Source organism: Gordonia terrae, from assembly GCF_001698225.1.
GTDB classification, from domain to species: domain Bacteria; phylum Actinomycetota; class Actinomycetes; order Mycobacteriales; family Mycobacteriaceae; genus Gordonia; species Gordonia terrae.
Genome location: NZ_CP016594.1, coordinates 3,231,665 through 3,250,051, shown reverse-complemented (window position 1 = coordinate 3,250,051; position 18,387 = coordinate 3,231,665). Strand labels below are relative to the sequence as shown.

The 18,387-nt window shown below is 70.5% G+C and carries 4 protein-coding genes (1 of these 4 running past the window's edge); 3 read left to right on the top strand and 1 reads right to left on the bottom strand.

Annotated elements, in window-relative coordinates; all coding sequences use genetic code 11:
* Positions 1 to 171: 171 nt before the first annotated feature.
* Positions 172 to 615, top strand: coding sequence for a universal stress protein (locus BCM27_RS14525; protein WP_004018865.1), 444 nt, complete (start codon positions 172 to 174; stop codon positions 613 to 615).
* Between the two features lie 61 nt (positions 616 to 676).
* Here the strand turns inward: BCM27_RS14525 and BCM27_RS14520 are convergent, their stop codons facing one another.
* Positions 677 to 1,579: a hydroxymethylglutaryl-CoA lyase gene (locus BCM27_RS14520; protein ID WP_004018864.1), complete on the bottom strand. Its 903-nt coding sequence runs from the start codon at positions 1,577 to 1,579 to the stop codon at positions 677 to 679.
* Positions 1,580 to 2,045: 466 nt separating this feature from the next.
* Here BCM27_RS14520 and BCM27_RS14515 point away from each other — a divergent pair, with 466 nt between their 5' ends.
* Positions 2,046 to 10,256 (top strand): amino acid adenylation domain-containing protein, encoded by an 8,211-nt coding sequence (locus BCM27_RS14515; RefSeq protein ID WP_004018863.1) that lies wholly within the window; start codon positions 2,046 to 2,048, stop codon positions 10,254 to 10,256.
* On the top strand, positions 10,253 to 18,387 hold the 5' portion of the coding sequence (locus BCM27_RS14510) for a non-ribosomal peptide synthetase (RefSeq protein WP_068884386.1). 18,478 nt of this gene lie beyond the right edge of the window; the window shows 8,135 of its 26,613 coding nt (coding positions 1–8,135); its start codon is at positions 10,253 to 10,255; its stop codon lies beyond the right edge, outside the window. The genes BCM27_RS14515 and BCM27_RS14510 overlap by 4 nt, the downstream gene beginning before the upstream one ends.

Genomic DNA, 18,387 nt, shown 5'->3' with positions numbered 1-18,387 from the left:
TCTCGTCTTCCACCCTGCGCTGTGTGACCGGCCGGTGTGCCGATCACCACGAACGGGGGACAGACACGTACGTGGCAAACTAGTGTCCCGATGCAGGACCCCTGCAGTTCGGGTATACGCGGTGACGCCTCGCTGATGGGCAGCGAGGCGATTTCATGTCGGGAGGTTGGGATGAGCTCTTACGAAACCGTCGTCGTCGGTACCGATGGCTCCGAGTCGTCGATGAAGGCTGTGGAACGTGCGGGTGCACTCGCGGGCGACGCCCAGTTGGTGATCGCCTGCGCGTACTTCCCGAACGAGCGCGGCGCCGGAGATGCGGCCGACGTCCTCAAGGACGAGGCGTATCAGGTCACCGGGTCGACCCCGACCGAGGAGATCCTCCGGACCGCGAAAGAACGCGCGGCCAAGGCCGGTGCGACCAACGTGGTGCAGCGCCCGGTCAAGGGAGCCCCGGTCGACGCGCTCCTGCAGCTCGTGAGCGACGTCAAGGCCGACCTCCTGGTGGTGGGCAACCGCGGCCTGAACTCGATCGCCGGTCGGCTTCTCGGTTCGGTCCCCGCGGATGTCGCCCGCAAGTCGGCCTGCGACGTCCTGATCGTGCACACCACCGGCTGAACCGGTGTCGCGGGTCGTCACCGTGCAATCGTGATGAGGCCCCGGACGAGATGTCCCCGTCTCAGCGGGCGGCCGGAAATGGTCCGGCACGTCCGAGGAGTGCGGGGACATCCTTGTCGAGGGCCTTGCCCAGCCACTGTGCGGCGTCGACCAATCGCTGCATCTCGACACCGGTCGTGACCTCCGACCGGTCGAGTGCGTAGACGAGATCCTCGGACGCGATGTTGCCGGTGGCCGCGGGCGCGAACGGGCATCCGCCGAAGCCGCCGATACTCGCGTCGAGGGCACGCGCGCCGGTATCGAGTGCGGTGAGGGCGTTCGCGTAGCCGGTGTTCCTCGTGTTGTGGAAGTGCCACCGCTGCGGAATCCCTGGTGCACGTTCTGCCGTCCGCCGGGCGAGGTCGCGCACCTGTGCCGGCACTCCCACTCCGATCGTGTCGGCGAGCGCGATCTCGTCCGGGGCGGCCTCATCGGCCAGCCGGGCCACGATGTCGGAGATCCGGCCTGAACTGACCTCTCCGGTGAAGGGGCAACCGAAGGCGACCGCGATGGTCACCGTCGTCGCGAGGCCGGCCGCCCGCGCGTCGCGGACGACATCGACGGCTGCCGCGATGGTGTCCGCGACGCTGCACCCCTGATTCCGGTGACTGAACTCCTCGGTGGCCACGACCACGGCATTCACCTCGTCGACCGAGGATGCGAGAGCGCGGTCGAGGCCACGGCGATTGAGGACGAGCCCGATATACGAGACGTCGTCTCCTCGCGGCACCCGTTCCATGACTTCTTCCGCGCCGGCCATCTGCGGTACCCGCCGCGGGTTGACGAAGCTGACCGCCTCGATGCGACGCACGCCGGCGTCCACGGCCCGGGTGATGAACTCGACCTTCTCGTCGATCGAGAGCAGGGTCTGTTCGTTCTGCAGCCCGTCCCGCGGGCCGACCTCGATCAACTGCACGTCTGACATGAGATCGATCTTGCCCGTTCTGCTCCCGCGACTCCATCGGGCCTCCTCGGCCCGCTCATTCCGCTTCAGTCCATCCCGCTGTCGGTCGAACGACCGAATCCCGCGGGGCCCATGCCGGCACACACGGTGCGAGAGTGACCAGAGTGACCCTGCTTGACTGGGGTGATCCCATCTGTCACACCAGTTTTCACAATGGACCACAGGCACAGAGGGTCCTTTGATGCGGGATGTATCACTTTCGGAAGCGAAAGCGATGTACCGCGTATGATTCGTTGCTGTTCGACGATCGCTGCGGGGGGACGCGGGGGCGTCTTCGTCGAGCGACCCTATCGCCGAAACCGACGTCGGACGAGGCATGGATGACACTGCGTCCCACCGAGATGGGACTGGGGGAGACAGGCGCCCGGGGACACCCCGAGCGCCTGAAGGGGTTGATCTGCTGGATCTGACCGCGGCGCAACGCGCCATGTGGTTTGCCGAGAACCTCGTCGACGACCACTCGGTGACGGTCGCGCACTACCTCGACATCGTCGACGACGGGCGCCCGTTCGATCGCGAACTGTTCCGCCGCGGCGTCCTCGAGGCGGCGCGCGACCTCCAGACGGCATACACCCGCGTCACCGAGGTCGACGGCACCCCTCAGCAGTACATCGATTACTCCGTCCCCTTCGACGTCATCGACGTCGACCTGCGAGCCGAACCGGATCCCGAAGCGGCAGCCGAGGACTGGATGCGTGCCGACCATCAGCGGCCCGTCGACCTGCTCGCCGACCCGGTCGCCGTCGCCGCGTTCATCCGGGTCACCGACGATCGCACCTACTGGTACATGCGCGGGCACCACATCGCCTTCGACGGATACGGCGCGCTGATGTGCCTGCACGAGGCCGTCGAGCGGTACAACCAGCACCGGGAGCCCGGCGGCGGGGCCGACCCCACCGCCTCTGCACCCGCGCGGATCGGTCACCGTCCGGTGCGTCGCGCCGGCATCGCCGAGGTGGTCGCCGACGACGCCGCGTACCGGCAGAGCACGCGGTTCGAGAAGGACCGGGAATTCTGGTCCGAGCGCGCCGCCGGACTCCCCGAGCGGGTGAGCCTGGCCGCGCATCCCGCGACCACCGGGGTCCGCAACGAGACGGTCGTCTCCGCCGGCCTGCTCGGTCCCGAGCTCGACGATGCGCTGCGGAGGTGTGCCCGGGACCTCGACGCCTCGGTCGCCGCCATCCTCACCGCCGCGTTCGCCGCGTTCCTCGCCCGCATGTCCGGAAACGACGACATCGTCCTCAGCCTCCCGGTGACCGCGCGGACGACGGCGCGCATTCGGCACTCGGCCGGGATGGTCTCCAACATGCTGCCCCTGCGCGTGAACGGGATCGCCACGGCGACATGTGCCGACGTCGTCGCGGCCGTGACCGCGGAGATCACCGCGGGTCTCCGCCACCAGCGCTATCGCTCCGAGGACATCAGGGCGGCAGCCGGATTCGGTGACACCCTCGGCACGAGCTTCGGTCCGCTGGTCAACCTGCTGCTGTTCGACAAGCCGATCGTGATCGACGGCGCTCGCGTGCGCTACCACATGTTGTCCGCCGGCATGGTGGAAGACCTCGTGATGAACGTCTTCGCGGCCGGCCCGGACGCGCCGCTCGAAGTGGGTCTGCACGCGAACCCCACCCTGTACGAGCCGGCCGAACTCGACATGCACCGCAGGCGACTGTTGCACCTGCTCACGCAGTTCGTGACCGAGCCGCGCCGACCCGTCGCAGACCTCGAGCTCCTGATGGCCGGGGAGTCGGCGACGGTGGACCGCCTCGGTTCCGGCGGACCGGCGATCGTCGTCGGCGACGAGCACGTACTGGCCGCCTTCGATCGCCAGGTCGACTCGACACCCGACGCACCCGCGGTGACGTTCGGTGACGCCACCCTGACCTATCGCGAGTTCGAGCGTGCCTGTGCGGAATTCGCAGATCGGTTCGCGGAGCGGGGCGTGCGGCGCGGTGACCGGGTCGTCGTTGCGCTGGACCGGTCGATCGAGCAGGTGTGCGCCGTCTACGCCGCCATCTCGCTGGGTGCGGCCTACGTGCCGCTCGACCCGGCCGAGCCGGAGGAACGTCGCCGGGCGATCACCGCCGCGGTCGGACCGTCGCTGATCGTCGACGCGCAGTTCGTCGCCGACGTCGGCCCGGGGCACGATTCGCCTCGCTTCCGGCGTCGTGACTCTCCTCGTCCGGATGGGCCGACACCGGCGCACCGTGACCGGCGGGCTCCGGCCGGCCTGCCCGCCTATGTCATCTTCACCTCGGGATCGACCGGCGTCCCCAAGGGCGTCGAGATCGATCATCGGGCGATCGGGCAACGCCTCGCCTGGATGCAGCACGACCACCCGATCGCTGCCGGTGATGCCGTGCTGTACAAGACCCCGGCGACGTTCGACGTATCGGTCTGGGAGTTGCTGTGGCCGTTGCGCGTCGGAGCGCGGATGGTGATCGCGGCACCGGGTGGGCATCGCGACCCCGCCTACCTCCGCGACCTCATCGCACGGTCGGGGGTCACCGTCCTGCACTTCGTGCCGTCCATGCTCGACGCCTACCTCGACGTGGCGCTCGGACCGGAGCCCGAGGATCGGCAGGCGGCCGGTGCCCCGGGCCCACGCGACGCCGCACCGTATCAACGCGTCTCGTTGCCCGATCAGGTGCGCTGGCTGTTCACCTCTGGGGAGGCGTTGCCCGCGCGGCTCGCCCTCCGGGCACGGTCGACGAGTCGCGCCGGACTGGTGAATCTGTACGGGCCGACCGAGGCCGCGATCGACGTGACCGCCCAGAGGATCACGACGGATCGTGCGGTCGTGCCGATCGGTCGTCCGGTGCCGGGCACCGTGGTCCGGGTGCTCGACGCCCGGTTGCGTCCGGTCCCGGTCGGCGTCGCCGGCGAGTTGCACCTGGTGGGTGCGCAACTGGCGAACTGTTATGTCGGCGCCCCGGGTCAGACGTCTGCCAGGTTCGTGGCCGATCCGCAGGGCACCGCGGGTGCGCGGATGTATCGCACCGGCGATCTGGTCCGATGGACCGGCGACGGCGAGCTGGAGTACCTCGGACGGACCGATCACCAGATCAAGATCCGGGGCAGGCGGGTGGAACCCGGCGAGGTCGAGGCGGTGATCGCCACGGTTCCGGGCGTCGATGCGGTCGCGGTCGTCGCACGCCACGATCTCGGGTCCGCGCCGGTTCTGGTCGCCTACGTGCGCGCTCGGCGGGAGGTGTTGTCGGGCACTGTCGGCGGCGTGCTGGACGCCGAGGGCGTCCGCGCACACTGCCGGCGGCGGCTCCCCGGCCACATGGTTCCGCTCGGGGTGGTCCTGCTCGACTCGTTTCCGACGACCAGATCGGGGAAGCTCGACCAGCGCGCCCTGCCGGTCCCGGTACTCGGTTCCGGCGCAACCGGTTTCCGGCCGCCGCACACGCCTGCGGAGCGGGCGCTCGTGGGGCTTGTCGAGGAGGCGCTCGGCCGCGACGGGGTCAGCGTCTCGGACAACCTGTTCGCGCTGGGCTCCGACTCGCTGCTCGCCGCCCGGATGGTGTCGCGCGCACGCGTCGACCACGGGCTCGGGATCGCCCTCACCGATGTCTTCGAGGCAGTCGACCTCGCCGATCTCGCCTCGCGTGCGGTGGTCATCCCGGAGTCCGACCAGGCCGCCCCGAGACAGACGCGGTCGATGCCGCGGCCGGCACGAATCCCGCTGTCGCAGACGCAAACCCGGCTGTGGTTCATCAACCGGATGTCGCCCGCCGAGTCGACCTACAACATGTCGGGGGCGCTGCGCCTGACGGATCCGGTCGATACCGCCGCCCTGCACCGCGCCGTCCTGGATGTCGTGGATCGGCACGAGATCCTGCGTACCGTGTTCCCCGTCGTCGACGGGGAGCCCGAGCAACGAATCCTGGATCTGCAAGTGGCCGCCGATCGCCTTGGTGTGACCGTCGCCGGGAGCGGAGCGAGCGGGACTGGTGTGACCGTCGCCGGGAGCGGAGCGAGCGGGACTGATCTGGCCGCTGCGATCTCGGCGGTCACGGAGGTGGGATTCGACCTGGCCGAGGAGATCCCGTTCCGGTACCGGGTGGTGACGGGTCATCCGGACGGCGATGTCATCGTGCTGGTGGTGCATCACATCGCGGCCGACGGGCATTCGCTGCGGCCGTTGCTGCGAGATCTGATGACCGCGTACGACAGTCGACGTACGGGTGAAGTACCGGGTTTCGCGCCCTTGCCGATGCAGTACGCCGATGTCGCCGTCGAGCGTGCCGAGACGCTCGGCACGCCGGAGTCGCCGTCGCCGGCACTGATCGAGGGTCTGGAGTTCTGGCGTACGGAGTTGCGTGGGGCGCCGGACCTGTTGCAGCTGCCCACCGATCGGCCGCGTCCCCGGGTGATGTCGAGCAGCGGAGCGCACGTCGACACCGTGCTCGGCCCGGAGCTGACCGACGGTATCCGGCAGCTCGCGAGATCGTTGTCGGCCACCCCGTTCGCGGTGTTCCAGTCCGCCCTGGCGATCACGCTGGGACGGCTCGCCGCGACCGACGACGTGAGCATCGGGACCGCGGTCGCCGGCCGAGACGATCCGGCGGTCGCCGACCTGGTCGGGATGTTCGTCAACACCGTCGTGCTGCGAACGACCGTGAATCCGGCGGACACCGTCGCCGAGTTCGTCACCGCTGCCCATCGCCGCTGCGCCCGCGCGATGAGTTGCGCCGATGTCCCGTTCGAGCGGGTCGTGGACGCCGTCGCGCCCCATCGATCACCCGCGCATTCGCCGCTGTTCCAGGTCGCGCTGACGGTACAGCCCGACCAGTTGGCCGAGCTGGTGCACTGGACCGGGTCCGCGGCGATCCTCGATGCGCGGGTACCGTCCGCGAAGTACGACGTGACCGTCTCGGTGACCGATCACACCGATCGTTACGACATCGAAATCGCCTATGCCACCGATCTCTTCGACGCCGCCACGGTGCGCGAGATGGCAGCGCGGCTCGAGTTCGTCCTGGCACAGATGGTGGGGCAGTCGTCCCGGACCATCGGGTCGATCGACCTGCTGCGGCCGAACGAGACGCGCCCCCTGGCGTCACCCGCCCGCGGCGCGCGTCCGGAACAGACGCTCGCCGGTCTGCTGGCGCGCGGTCTCGCCCGCGCCGACCCCGGCGCGCCGGCCCTGATCGGGGACAGTGTCCTGCGCTGGTCGGAGATCGCGACCACCGCCCATCAGCTCGCCCGGGTCCTGATCGCGCGCGGAATCGGTCCGGGTGACGTCGTCGCGTTGAGTATTCCGCGGTCACCGCGGTCGGTCCTGGCCGTGCTGGGGGTGGCGATGAGCGGTGCCGCCTTCGTGATGATCGATTCCCGTCTGCCCGTCGCGCGCCGCGCCACGATGCTCGCCGACAGTGGGGCGGTACTTCTGATCACGGCGCAGGCGCCGGACGGGGACGACGGCTGCCCGCCCGGCGCCGGGGCGTCGACGATCCCGTCCACGGACGCCCGCCTCGTCCTGGACGATCTCGAGGTGGATCTGGGCATCGCGGGACGGCCGACGTATCCGGTGGCCGATGCCGAGCGGGTCCGGCCCATCTCCCTCGACGACGTCGCCTATCTGCAGTTCACCTCGGGCTCCACCGGCCGTCCGAAGGCGGCCACGTTGACCCACGCCGGATTCGCCGAGCTGGTCGCCGAGCAGCAGGACCGGCTGGGCGCGACCCCGGACGCGCGCATACTCCACGTCGCCGCATCGGGATTCGATGTCGCGGTCTGGGAGATCGTCTTCGCGGTGTGTTCGGGGGCGCAGCTGGTGATCAGCCCACCCGATGTCTTCGCGGGCCCCGAACTCGAGAACGTCATCGCCCGGCATCGGGTCACCCACACGATCATGACCCCCACCGCGCTCGCCACCCTCGATCCCGCAGCGGTGCCCGAACTCGCGGTCGTGATGGTGGCGGGCGAGGCCTGCCCGCCGGAGCTGGTCTCGAGATGGCACGCGGCGGGTCGCCCGCTGCTGAATCTGTACGGCCCCAGCGAGACCACCATCTGGGCCACCGTCTCCGAACCGCTGCGGCCCGCGGAACCGGTGACCATCGGTGGACCGATCTCCGGAGTGGGCGTCAAGGTCCTCGATGCGTGTCTGCGTCCGGTGCCGAACGGCGTTCTCGGCGAGCTGTATCTGTCGGGACGGGCGCTCGGGCGCGGCTACCACGCTCGTCCCGGACTGACGGCGGCACGCTTCGTGGCCGATCCGTTCGACGGTGGGGGCCGGATGTACCGCACCGGCGACCTCGTCACCCGGACGCCGTCCGGTGACATCGTCTACCACGGCCGCAACGACTTCCAGATCAAGATCCGCGGTATGCGGGTCGAACCCGGCGAGGTCGACGGCGTCCTCGCGAGCCACCTCGATGTGGAGACCGCGGTGACCGTCGGGACTTCGACGCCGGCGGGGGAGACGGTCCTGGTGTCGTATGTGACCGCCCCACCTGACCGGCTGCCGGCACCCGAGCACATCCTCGACCACGCGGCTGCTCGTCTCCCGGCACACCTGGTGCCCCACACCGTGGTCGTGCTCGACGAGTTGCCGATGACCCGGACCGGGAAGGTCGACCGGCGTGCTCTGCCCGCGGTGGAGATCTCACCCGCCCGCGAGTACGTCGCGCCACGCAGCCGGCTCGAGGGCGTGGTGGCGCAGATCTTCGCCGATGTGCTCGGCGTACGGGAGGTGAGCGTCCACGACGGGTTCTTCGAACTCGGTGGCAGCTCGCTGTCGGCGACCAAGGTCGCCTATCGCGTCGAACAGCACATCGGCCGTCGCGTGCCGATGTCGGCGCTCTTCGAGAATCCCACCGTGGCGGATTTCGTGGCGGCGGTCGCCACAGCCGATCGGGCGGCCGGCCGGATGCTGACGCCGCGTGACCGCACCCATGTCGTCGACCTCACCGGAGTGCAACGCGGGCTGTGGTCGATCAACCAGATCGATCCGGCGTCGCCCGCGTACAACGTCGGGCTGACCCTGGAACTCGACGGCCGGTTGGACGTCCCCGCCCTCACCGGTGCGGTGGGCGATCTCGTTGCCCGTCACGAGTCGCTCCGGACTCGCTACCCGCTGCACGACGGCACCCCGGTGCAGCTCATCATCCCGGCCGCAGATGCGGTGCACGCGTTGCGGATTCCGCTGGTCGATCTCGCCGGGGACCGGCTCGACTCGACCGACGGAGACCGGGTGGGCGCCGAGGTCGCCGCGGTCGTCGACGCCGGATTCGATCTGACCGGACCCCCGGCCGTCCGTGCGACGATCCTGCGACTGAGCGCCGACCGACACGTGCTGGTGTTCGTCGTGCACCACATCAACGCCGACGGCGGGTCGCTCGCCCCGCTCGCTCGCGACCTCGCCGAGTTCTATGCCACCCGGATCTCGGGCAGGTCGGGATCGGGGAGCGTCGTCGGGCAACGCGTGCAGTTCGCGGACTATGCGATCTGGCATGCCGAGCGCCTGCAGACCGTGCGGCCCGATGGGATGACCGAACGGCAGCGGCAACTCGAATACTGGGGGCGGCGTCTCGACCGGGTGGGGGAGCCGGCGACGATCCCGACCGACCGGCCGCGCCCCGTGGAGCCCCGCCACGTCGGCGGCGTCGTCGATCTCGACATCCCGTCGTCGACGGCGACGATGCTCCGCCAGATGGCCCGGGTGGGCAACACGACCCAGTTCGCCGTCCTGCATGCGGCGCTCGCGGTCCTGATCGGGCGGCTGTCGGGCAGCGACGACATCGTCATCGGCACCCCGTTCGCCGGCCGCGATGATCCCGCCCTGACCGACATGGTGGGAATGCTCGCGACCACGGTGCCACTGCGGACGCGGCTGCGCCTGGACGAGCCGTTCGCGGACCTGCTGCGGCGAGTGCACACCGACGACTTCGCCGACCTGGGGCACACCGACGTGTCCTTCGACGAGATCGTCGATCACCTTGCCCGCGCCGATCGCGGGGCGGTTCGTCGCGGACGCCGTAATCCGTTGTTCTCGGTGATGATCGCGTATCAGAACCTCGAGTTCCCGGACGTCGAACTCGACGGTCTGCACGTCCGCCCGCGGTTGCCCGCCTCATTCCCGGCCAAGGTGGATCTCGAGGTCATGCTCTATCCCGGTGATCCGGACGGCATCGACCGAAACGGTGCCCTCGGCGGGCAGATCGCCTTCGACACCGATCTGTTCGACCCGGGCACGGTGGCGCTGTTCGCCGAGCGCTACCGGACTCTGTTGACCGACATCGTGTCGCGGCCCGACATCGCGGTCGGGGACCTCGCAATCTGGGAGGAGGCGACGCCGGGCCCCGGCGAAACCGAGGACGCGCGTCCGCTGTACGAGATCGTGTCGGAGGTGGCGGCCGTCGCTCCCGACACCGTCATCGGCGTCGCGGGGGCGCCGCAGGTGACCTTTGCCGATCTCGAGGCAACCGCTGTGGCGATGTCGATCTCGGTTCCCGACGATGATCCGGCGGAGGCGCTGACGATCGCCGTGGCAACGCTTCTGGCCGACGCCGACCGGTCGATCGACGACGTCTTCGAGAGCGTGCGAACCGCTGCCGACGCCGTGCTGCGACGGGACGCGGATGCCGGATCGGGTGCGGTCCCGCGAAATCGTGTGGGACCCGCGTGACGTCGGACACCTCGATTCCCCGCGCCTCGACGGGGTCCGCCCTGTCGTCGCCGCGTCCGTCGGCGCTGCGCTCGCTCGCGCTCGCCGCGACCCATGCGGGCGACGACGTCGCGATGACCGGTGTGGCCGGCCCGGTGTCGTTCCGTGCCCTTCACCGCAGGGTGTCGGCGTCGGCGATCACCCTGGCCGGACGGGGTGTCGCGCCCGACGCCGCCCTGCGCGCGACGGTGACGGCACTCATGCCACGCGCCGGGCTGAGTGGTTCGCAGCTCGCCGCCGCGGCCGCGGAGATCGTCGTCGAACTCGACCGCCGTTTCGACGAGATCCTGGGAGTCGGTGACCGCGAATCGCTACCGGGACTCTTCCGGATCGCCGCGCGGCGGCGGGCCGACGCCGTCGCTCTCACCGACCTCGACGGGGCGTCGCTCACCTACCGGGAACTCGACGAGCGATCGGAGGCGATGGCCTCCGCCCTCGCCGCCCGCGGTGCGGGACCCGAGACCCTCGTGGGCGTCGCGCTGCCGCGATCGGCGGACCTCGTCGTGGCGCTGCTGGCGGTCCTGCGGACCGGCGCGGCCTATCTGCCCCTCGATCGCACCCACCCGGTCGCGCGGCTGACCGGGATCGTCGAGGACGCGTCGCCGGTGGTCGTGCTGGCCGACGCCGAGACGGTCGAGGCCTGGGCGGCGATGTCCGCGCCGCTGTGCACACCGCAGGACCTGTTGGCGCAGTACGAGATCCGCGCGGGCGGTGCATCGCCGTCCCCGCTGCCGGATCATGTGAGTCCGCAGGCGTGTGCGTACGTGATGTACACCTCCGGATCCACCGGACGGCCGAAGGGCGTCGTCGTCACCCACGACAACGTGGTGTCGCTGCTGGCAGCCCTCGACACCGTCGTGGAGAGCACTCCCGAGGACGTGTGGTCGTTGTTCCACTCGTACGCATTCGACGTGTCGGTGGGCGAGATCTGGGCCGCCCTGCGCGCCGGTGGACATCTCCTCGTACTCGATCACGCGACGACACGCGCCCCCGACGATGTGGTCGAGGCCTTCGACCGGCACGGGGTCACGATCGTCAACTTCACCCCGTCGTCGTTCTATCAGTTCGCCGCGGTCGTTCGCCCGCCCCATGGGCGACGGTTGCCCGAGTCCGTTCGGCGACTGCACTTCTCGGGAGAGCTGCTCGACTACGAGCAGGTGCGGAAGTGGCAGTCGGACCGGGCCGACGACGGGTCGGCGACCCGTCCCGGCGCCGACGTCGCGGGTCCGCAGCTGAACAACATGTACGGTCCCACCGAGACGACCGTCTACATGACCCGCCGCGAACTGACGCGTGCGTTCGTCGACGGGGCGACCGCCTCGGACATCGGGACGCCGCTGCTCGGTTCGCGGGTGCACGTGCTCGACGGTCGGCTCGCCCCGGTGCCCGACGGGGTGCCCGGCGAACTGTACGTCTCGGGCACGCAGGTCACCCGTGGATTCCTGCACCGGCACGGTCAGACGTCCACGCGGTACGTCGCTGATCCGTTCGGTCCGCCGGGTGGCCGGATGTATCGCACGGGCGACGTCGGTGTGTCCCGCAACGGGTCCATCGAATTCGTGGGACGACGCGACGGCCAGGTGAAACTCCGCGGCTTCCGCATCGAACTCGGCGAGGTGGAATCGGCGATGTCGGCGCTCGACGGTGTCGATGCGGCGGGGGCGGACATCCGCACGCTCGGGGACACCGAACACCTCGTCGGCTACCTGGTGACCACCGACGGAAGCGGCGAACCGGCCACCGCCGGTGTCCACGGCTCGTCTTCCGTCGGGGCGATGACGCTGCCGGAGAACGAGATCCGTGCGCGACTCGCGACGGCGGTGCCCGACTACATGGTGCCCACCCGGTTCGTCCGGCTTCCGCGACTCCCGCTCACCGTGAACGGCAAGCTCGATCGAGGCGCCCTGCCCGACCCGGCGTCCGGGGACGACGGCCCGATCGTCGCCGAGCCGCCCGCCACCGCCACCGAGGCCGCTCTGGCCGAGCTCGTCGCCGAGATCCTGGGCGTGAGCGACGTCGGAGTCACCACCTCGTTGTTCGATCTCGGCGGAAACTCACTGACCGCAACCCGGGTGGCGGCCCGGACAACCGAGCGGTTCGACACCACGGTCTCCGCGCGAGTGGTGTTCGCCGATCCCACGGTTCGCGGTCTGGCGGCGGTCATCGACGATCAGGACGACGGAGAGTCCGAAGGGTCCGGTGCCCCCGCGCATCCGCTGACCCGGCGCCGAATTCCGCTGGCTCGGGTCGACCGCGACGGGGTGCTCCCGCTGTCGCCCGCGCAGCGGCGTATCTGGTTCCTGGAGACCCTGGACCCGGGCGGGGCCGGTTATCTCATCCCGGCGGTCCTCCGCCTGAGTGCCGCGCCGAACCCGGGTCCCGGCGCCGGCCGGCGTTCGCCGGACCCGGTGGTGGTCGCCGCCGCGCTCGCGGATCTGCTTGTCCGGCACGAGGTGCTCCGCACGCGGTTCGTGTCGGTGGACGGCGTCCCCGAGCAGGTGATCGCACCGGCCGGGGACACCCGACACGACGTCCGGGTGGTGCCCCCGATCGACATGCGCGGCGCAAACGAGACCGACATCTCCGCCACTATCGCCGAGATCACCAGCCGGGGTTTCGATCTCGAGGACATCGCGCCGGTCCGGGCCCGGCTGCTCCGCGTCGCCGACGACGACATGATCCTCGTCCTGGTGGTGCATCACATCATCAGCGACGGTGGTTCGGTCGCGCCGATGGTCACCGACTTCGTCACCGCCTACGAGGCACGCCTGGCCGGGCGGGAGCCCGGCTGGGCGCCGCTGCCGGTCCATTACGCCGACTACGCGGTGTGGCAGCACCAGCGGCTCGGGGACACCGCCGATCCCACGTCGCTCGCGGCGCATCAACTCGAGTACTGGCGCGCCGGTCTGGCGGGGGCACCGGAGCTCATCGAGTTGCCGGTGGATCGGCCGCGGGCGCCGGTCCGCAACGACTCGGGTGCGGAAGTGTCCTCGACGTTCGACGCGGTCACCTGGAACAGTCTGCGAGATCTGGCCGGCCGACATGGCGCGACGATGTTCATGGTCGTCCACGCGCTGCTCGCGGTCACACTCGTCCGGTCCGGTGCCGGCGAAGACATCGTCATCGGGACCCCGGTGGCCGGGCGCGGCGAGCGCGATCTGGATCCGCTGATCGGGATGTTCGTCAACACGCTCGCGCTGCGAAGCCGGGTGCCTCGTGACGTCGCGTTCGACGACCTGCTCGACGTCATCCGCGACATTGATGTCGCCGCACTCGATCACGCCGACCTCCCGTTCGAGACCGTCGTCGACGAGGTCGTCGCGGTGCGCAACACCGCACATCCGCCCCTCGTCCAGGTCGCCCTCGCGTTCCAGAACGCGACTCGGCCCGCGGTCGAGTTGCCGGATCTCGTGGTCGCCGAGATCGAGGCTCCGGTCACCACGGCCAAGGTCGACCTGCAGGTCACCGTCCTCGACGAACCGGGCCGCCCCGCCGACGACGACACCCGCGTGATCATCACCTATGCGACCGCCCTGTTCGACGCCGACACCGTGGACGCATTCCTCCGGCGGATGGTCGCCCTCGCGCGAGCCGCCGCGGTCGACCCGCACCTGCCAGTGGGTGACCTGCCCACCGGGGACGACGAATCCGGCGCGGTGGTCGCCGCGCCGGGCGTGGCGTCGTCGCGGTCGACCCTGGCAGACCTGTTGGACGCGGCGATCTCGATGAACCCCGGCGGCGTCGCGGTCACCGAGAACGGACGGCACCTGACCTATGGCCGCCTCGACGCCGAGACGCGACGGCTGGCCGCCGTACTCCGAGCGCGCGGCGCCGGACCGGGCACCGTGATCGCCTTGGCCACACCGAGATCGCTCGCGGGCACGGTCGGGTTCTGGGCGATCGCGCGCACGGGTGCGGCCGTGGCGCCCATCGATCCCGCCCTGCCGGTCGAGCGCCTGCGCCACATGCTGGACACCGTCGACGCCCGCCTCGGGATCACCTCGGCCGCAGTCGTCGCCGAGCTGTCGCCATCCGGCCCGGTGTCATTCGGCCCGCTCGCTCCGCTCCCGGCGCCGGTGGAATGGATCATCGTCGAGGACCACCTCAGGATCGACGAGGCCGGGGGCGGCGTGCCCGGGAACGTCTCGACCGGAGTCGAGACGACCACTCGTCCAAGACCCGACGAGACCGCCTACGTCATCTTCACCTCCGGGTCGACGGGCCGGCCGAAAGGCGTCGCGGTCACGCACCGAGGGTTGGCCGACCTGGTCGCCGATGCCCGCCTCAGATTCGAACTCACGCCGTCCGCGCGCGTACTCCGCTTCGCGGCACCGGGTTTCGACGCCGCGGTCTTCGAGACACTGGTCGCGGTGGCGGCCGCATCGACGATGGTCGTGGTACCGGACGGAGTGACGGGCGGCGGCGAACTCGCGGCGATCCTGCGCCGGGAGCACGTCACCCACGCGACCATCACCCCGACCGCGCTGGCGACGGTGTCCGACGTGCTCGCCGACACGGAGTCGGAGGTGTCGTCTGCCGGCGGCTTCCCTGATCTCGAGGTCATCTGCGTGGCCGGCGACGTCTGCTCGCCGGAACTGGTCCGGGCCTGGTCGCCCGGTCGCGTGATGCGAAACCTCTACGGCCCCACCGAGACCACCATCTGGGCGACGTCGTCCGAACCGATGCGCCCGGACTCACCGGTCACCATCGGCGGTCCGATCGCCGGGATCACCGTCGCGGTGCTCGATCCGCGCCTGCATCCCGTTCCGGCCGGGGTGACCGGTGAGCTTTACCTGGCCGGTTCCGCGCTCGCCGCCGGCTACCTCGGCCAGACTGTGCTCACCGCCGAACGGTTCGTCGCGGCCCCGTTCACAACCACCGGGCTCGGTGCGCCAGGAGAGCGGATGTACCGCACCGGGGACCTCGTCCGGTGGCGCATGCGAAACGGTCGATGGGCGCTGGACTTCCTCGGCCGCAGCGACTTCCAGGTCAAGATCCGCGGCTTCCGGATCGAACTCGGTGAGATCGACGCCGTCCTCGGCGAGCACGAGTCGGTGGATTTCTCGACGACCGCCGGAGTCGAGCACCCGACGTCGGGAGAGACGGTCCTCGTCTCCTGGGTCCACGGTGTCGCCGGCGTCGCGCCCGACCCCGGGGAAGTGGCGGCCCACGCGGCGCGTCGGCTGCCCGCCCACATGGTGCCAACCGCCATCCTGCCGCTCGACGAGATCCCGCTGACGGCCACCGGAAAGCTCGACAGCAGAGCACTGCCGACGCCGCGGTTCGGCGGGGAGGTCCACGTCCCGCCGGAAACGGCGACCGAGCAGACGGTCGCGGCGGTCTATGCCCAGGTGCTGGGACTCGACGCCCAGGAGGTGTCGGCGGAGGAGTCGTTCTTCGATCTCGGCGGGACGTCGCTGTCGGCGACCCGGGTCATGGCACGCCTGGGAGTCGCACTCGGCGTCGAGATATCGGTGCGGGCGCTGTTCGAGACGCCCACCGTCCGCGCGCTGGCCGCCGCCGTCGACGCCGGGGAACACGCCGGCAGCGACCTGCCGGCACTCGAGGACATCCGCCGGCCGCACCCGGTGCCCCTCTCGTACGCGCAGCGCCGGATGTGGTTCCTCAACCAGTTCGACCCGGAGTCAACCGCCTACGTGATCCCGATCGTGGTCCGCCTGCGCGGCGACCTCGACGTGCCCGCGATGCGCGCGGCGATCCTCGATGTCGTCGACCGGCACGAGGTGCTGCGCACGGTCTATCCGACGGAGACTCCCGACGCCGACGCCGCCGATCCCTCGGACGCCGTGGCGAACGGGGCCGGACGGCCCGATGGCGCCGTGCCGGTCGGTGTCGAACCCGTGGCGCTCGTGCTGGACGACTGGGCGGGACGGCTCTCGATCGGCCACACGGTGATCACGCCGCGGGCCGTCCCATCGTCCGACGAGGGCGTCGACCAGGAGATCCACGAGCTCGTCGCAGCCGCGTTCGACGTGACGGCCGACCTGCCGGTGCGTGCTCGCATCGTCTCCGTGTCGCCGACCGAACACGTACTCGTGATCGCGCTGCACCACATCGCCGCCGACGGTGAGTCGGCGCCGGTGCTGGCGGCGGAGATCGCCCGCGCCTACCGGGCGCGACGATCGGGTCGGGCGCCGGACTGGCCGGCCCTGCGGTTCCAGTACGCGGATTACGCGGTGTGGCAACGACACCGGCTCGGTGACGCCTCCGACCCCGAATCCCTGATGGCACGACAGCTGCGGTTCTGGGCCGAACGGCTCACCGGCCTGCCCGACGTGCTCCCGTTGCCGACGGACCGGCCCCGTCCCGCCGTGCCCGACGGGCGGGCGGCCACGGTGCGGTGGTCGCTGCCGGCGTCGACCGTCACGCAACTGCGGCGGCGAGCAGCGGCCCGACGAGCCACCCTGTTCATGGTGGCCCACACGGCCACCGCCGCGGTGCTCGCGCGCCTGACGTCGACGACCCGGATCGCGGTGGCCACACCGGTCGCCGGCCGCGGCCGTGCGGAGATCGACCAGCTGATCGGCATGTTCGTCAACACCGTCGTCCTGTCGGTCGACGTCGAGCCGCACCTCACCGTCGCCGCCTTGCTCGAGCAGGTGAAGAGCGCCGACCTCGCGGCATTCGACAACGCCGACGTCCCGTTCGAGCGCGTGATCGACGCCGCCGACCCGCGTCGGATCGAGAACGTGGAACCGCTCGCGCAGGTCCTGCTCGTCCACACCGTCAACGGAGACCCCACCCTCGGTGCACTCGACGATCTCGACGCCGAGTTCGTCGAACTCGAGGACACCGTCGCGAAGTTCGACCTCGCCATCGGCTTCCGCGAGACCTCGGACGGCGGGCTGGCCGGCTCGATCACCTATACCACCGCGCTGTTCGACGCGGCGACCGCGGAGACCATCTCCTCGGCGCTGTCCTCGGCCCTCGCCGCCCTCGCCGCCGACGCGGACCTCCCGGTCGCCGACATCCCGATCCTCACGACGGCCGAAGCCGCGGCCCAGCAACACCTCTCGATCGGACGCGCCGTCGTCCTGCCGGACCTCACGGTGCCGGCGGCGATCGCGGCTGCCGACCAGCTGCGATCTCCGGACGCCATCGCGCTGCGCTGCGGCGAGCGCTCTCTCACCCATCGCGAGTTCGCCGCGCGGGTGGCCGCTCTCGCACGGGAACTCATCGGTCTCGGGATCGGCCCGGAGGACTGCGTCGTGGTGTGCATGCCCCGCTCGGTCGAACTGGTCGTCGCGGTCCATGCGGTCCTCACCGCCGGCGGACAGTACATGCCGGTGGCACCCGATGCACCGGCCGACCGCGTCCGCTACATGGTCGACACCTCGCGCGCGACGATCGCGCTGGTATGCGACGAACGGGTACCCGCCGCACGCGTTGTCCCGCGCACCCTCCTGGTGGACGCCGGAAGCCCCGTTGCCCTCGACACGGTGCCGGTCGCCGACGACGAACGCCGGTCGGTGCTGCGCCCCGAGCACGCGGCCTACACCATCTTCACCTCGGGCTCGACCGGCCGGCCGAAGGGCGTCACGGTCGGTCACCGCGCGGTGCTGAACCGCTTGCGGTGGGGGGTGGACGAATTCGGGATCGGACCGGACGACTCGATCCTGCTGAAGACACCCGTCACCTTCGACGTGTCGGTGCCCGAACTCCTGACCCCCGCGCTGACCGGCGCCCGGCTGGTCATCGCGCCCGAGGACGCGCACCTGGACCCGCACTCAATGGCGCGCCTCATCGATGCCGAACAGATCACCACGGTGCACTTCGTGCCCTCGCTGCTCGCGGTTTTCATCGGTGAACTCCAGCCCGCTCGCTCCGCTCCCGGCGCCGGGCCTCCACTCCTGCCGACCCTGCGCCACCTCTACTGCTCCGGTGAGGCGTTGCCGCAGGCCGTGCTGCAGTCGACGCGCGCCGCGCTCCCACATGTTCGCATCTCCAACCTGTTCGGTCCGACCGAAGCCGCCGTCGAGGTCACCGCGGCGACGCCGCACCCCGACGCCGTGGTGGTGCCGATCGGGCGACCCGTGTGGAACACCCGGACGTTCGTCCTCGACGCGCGGCT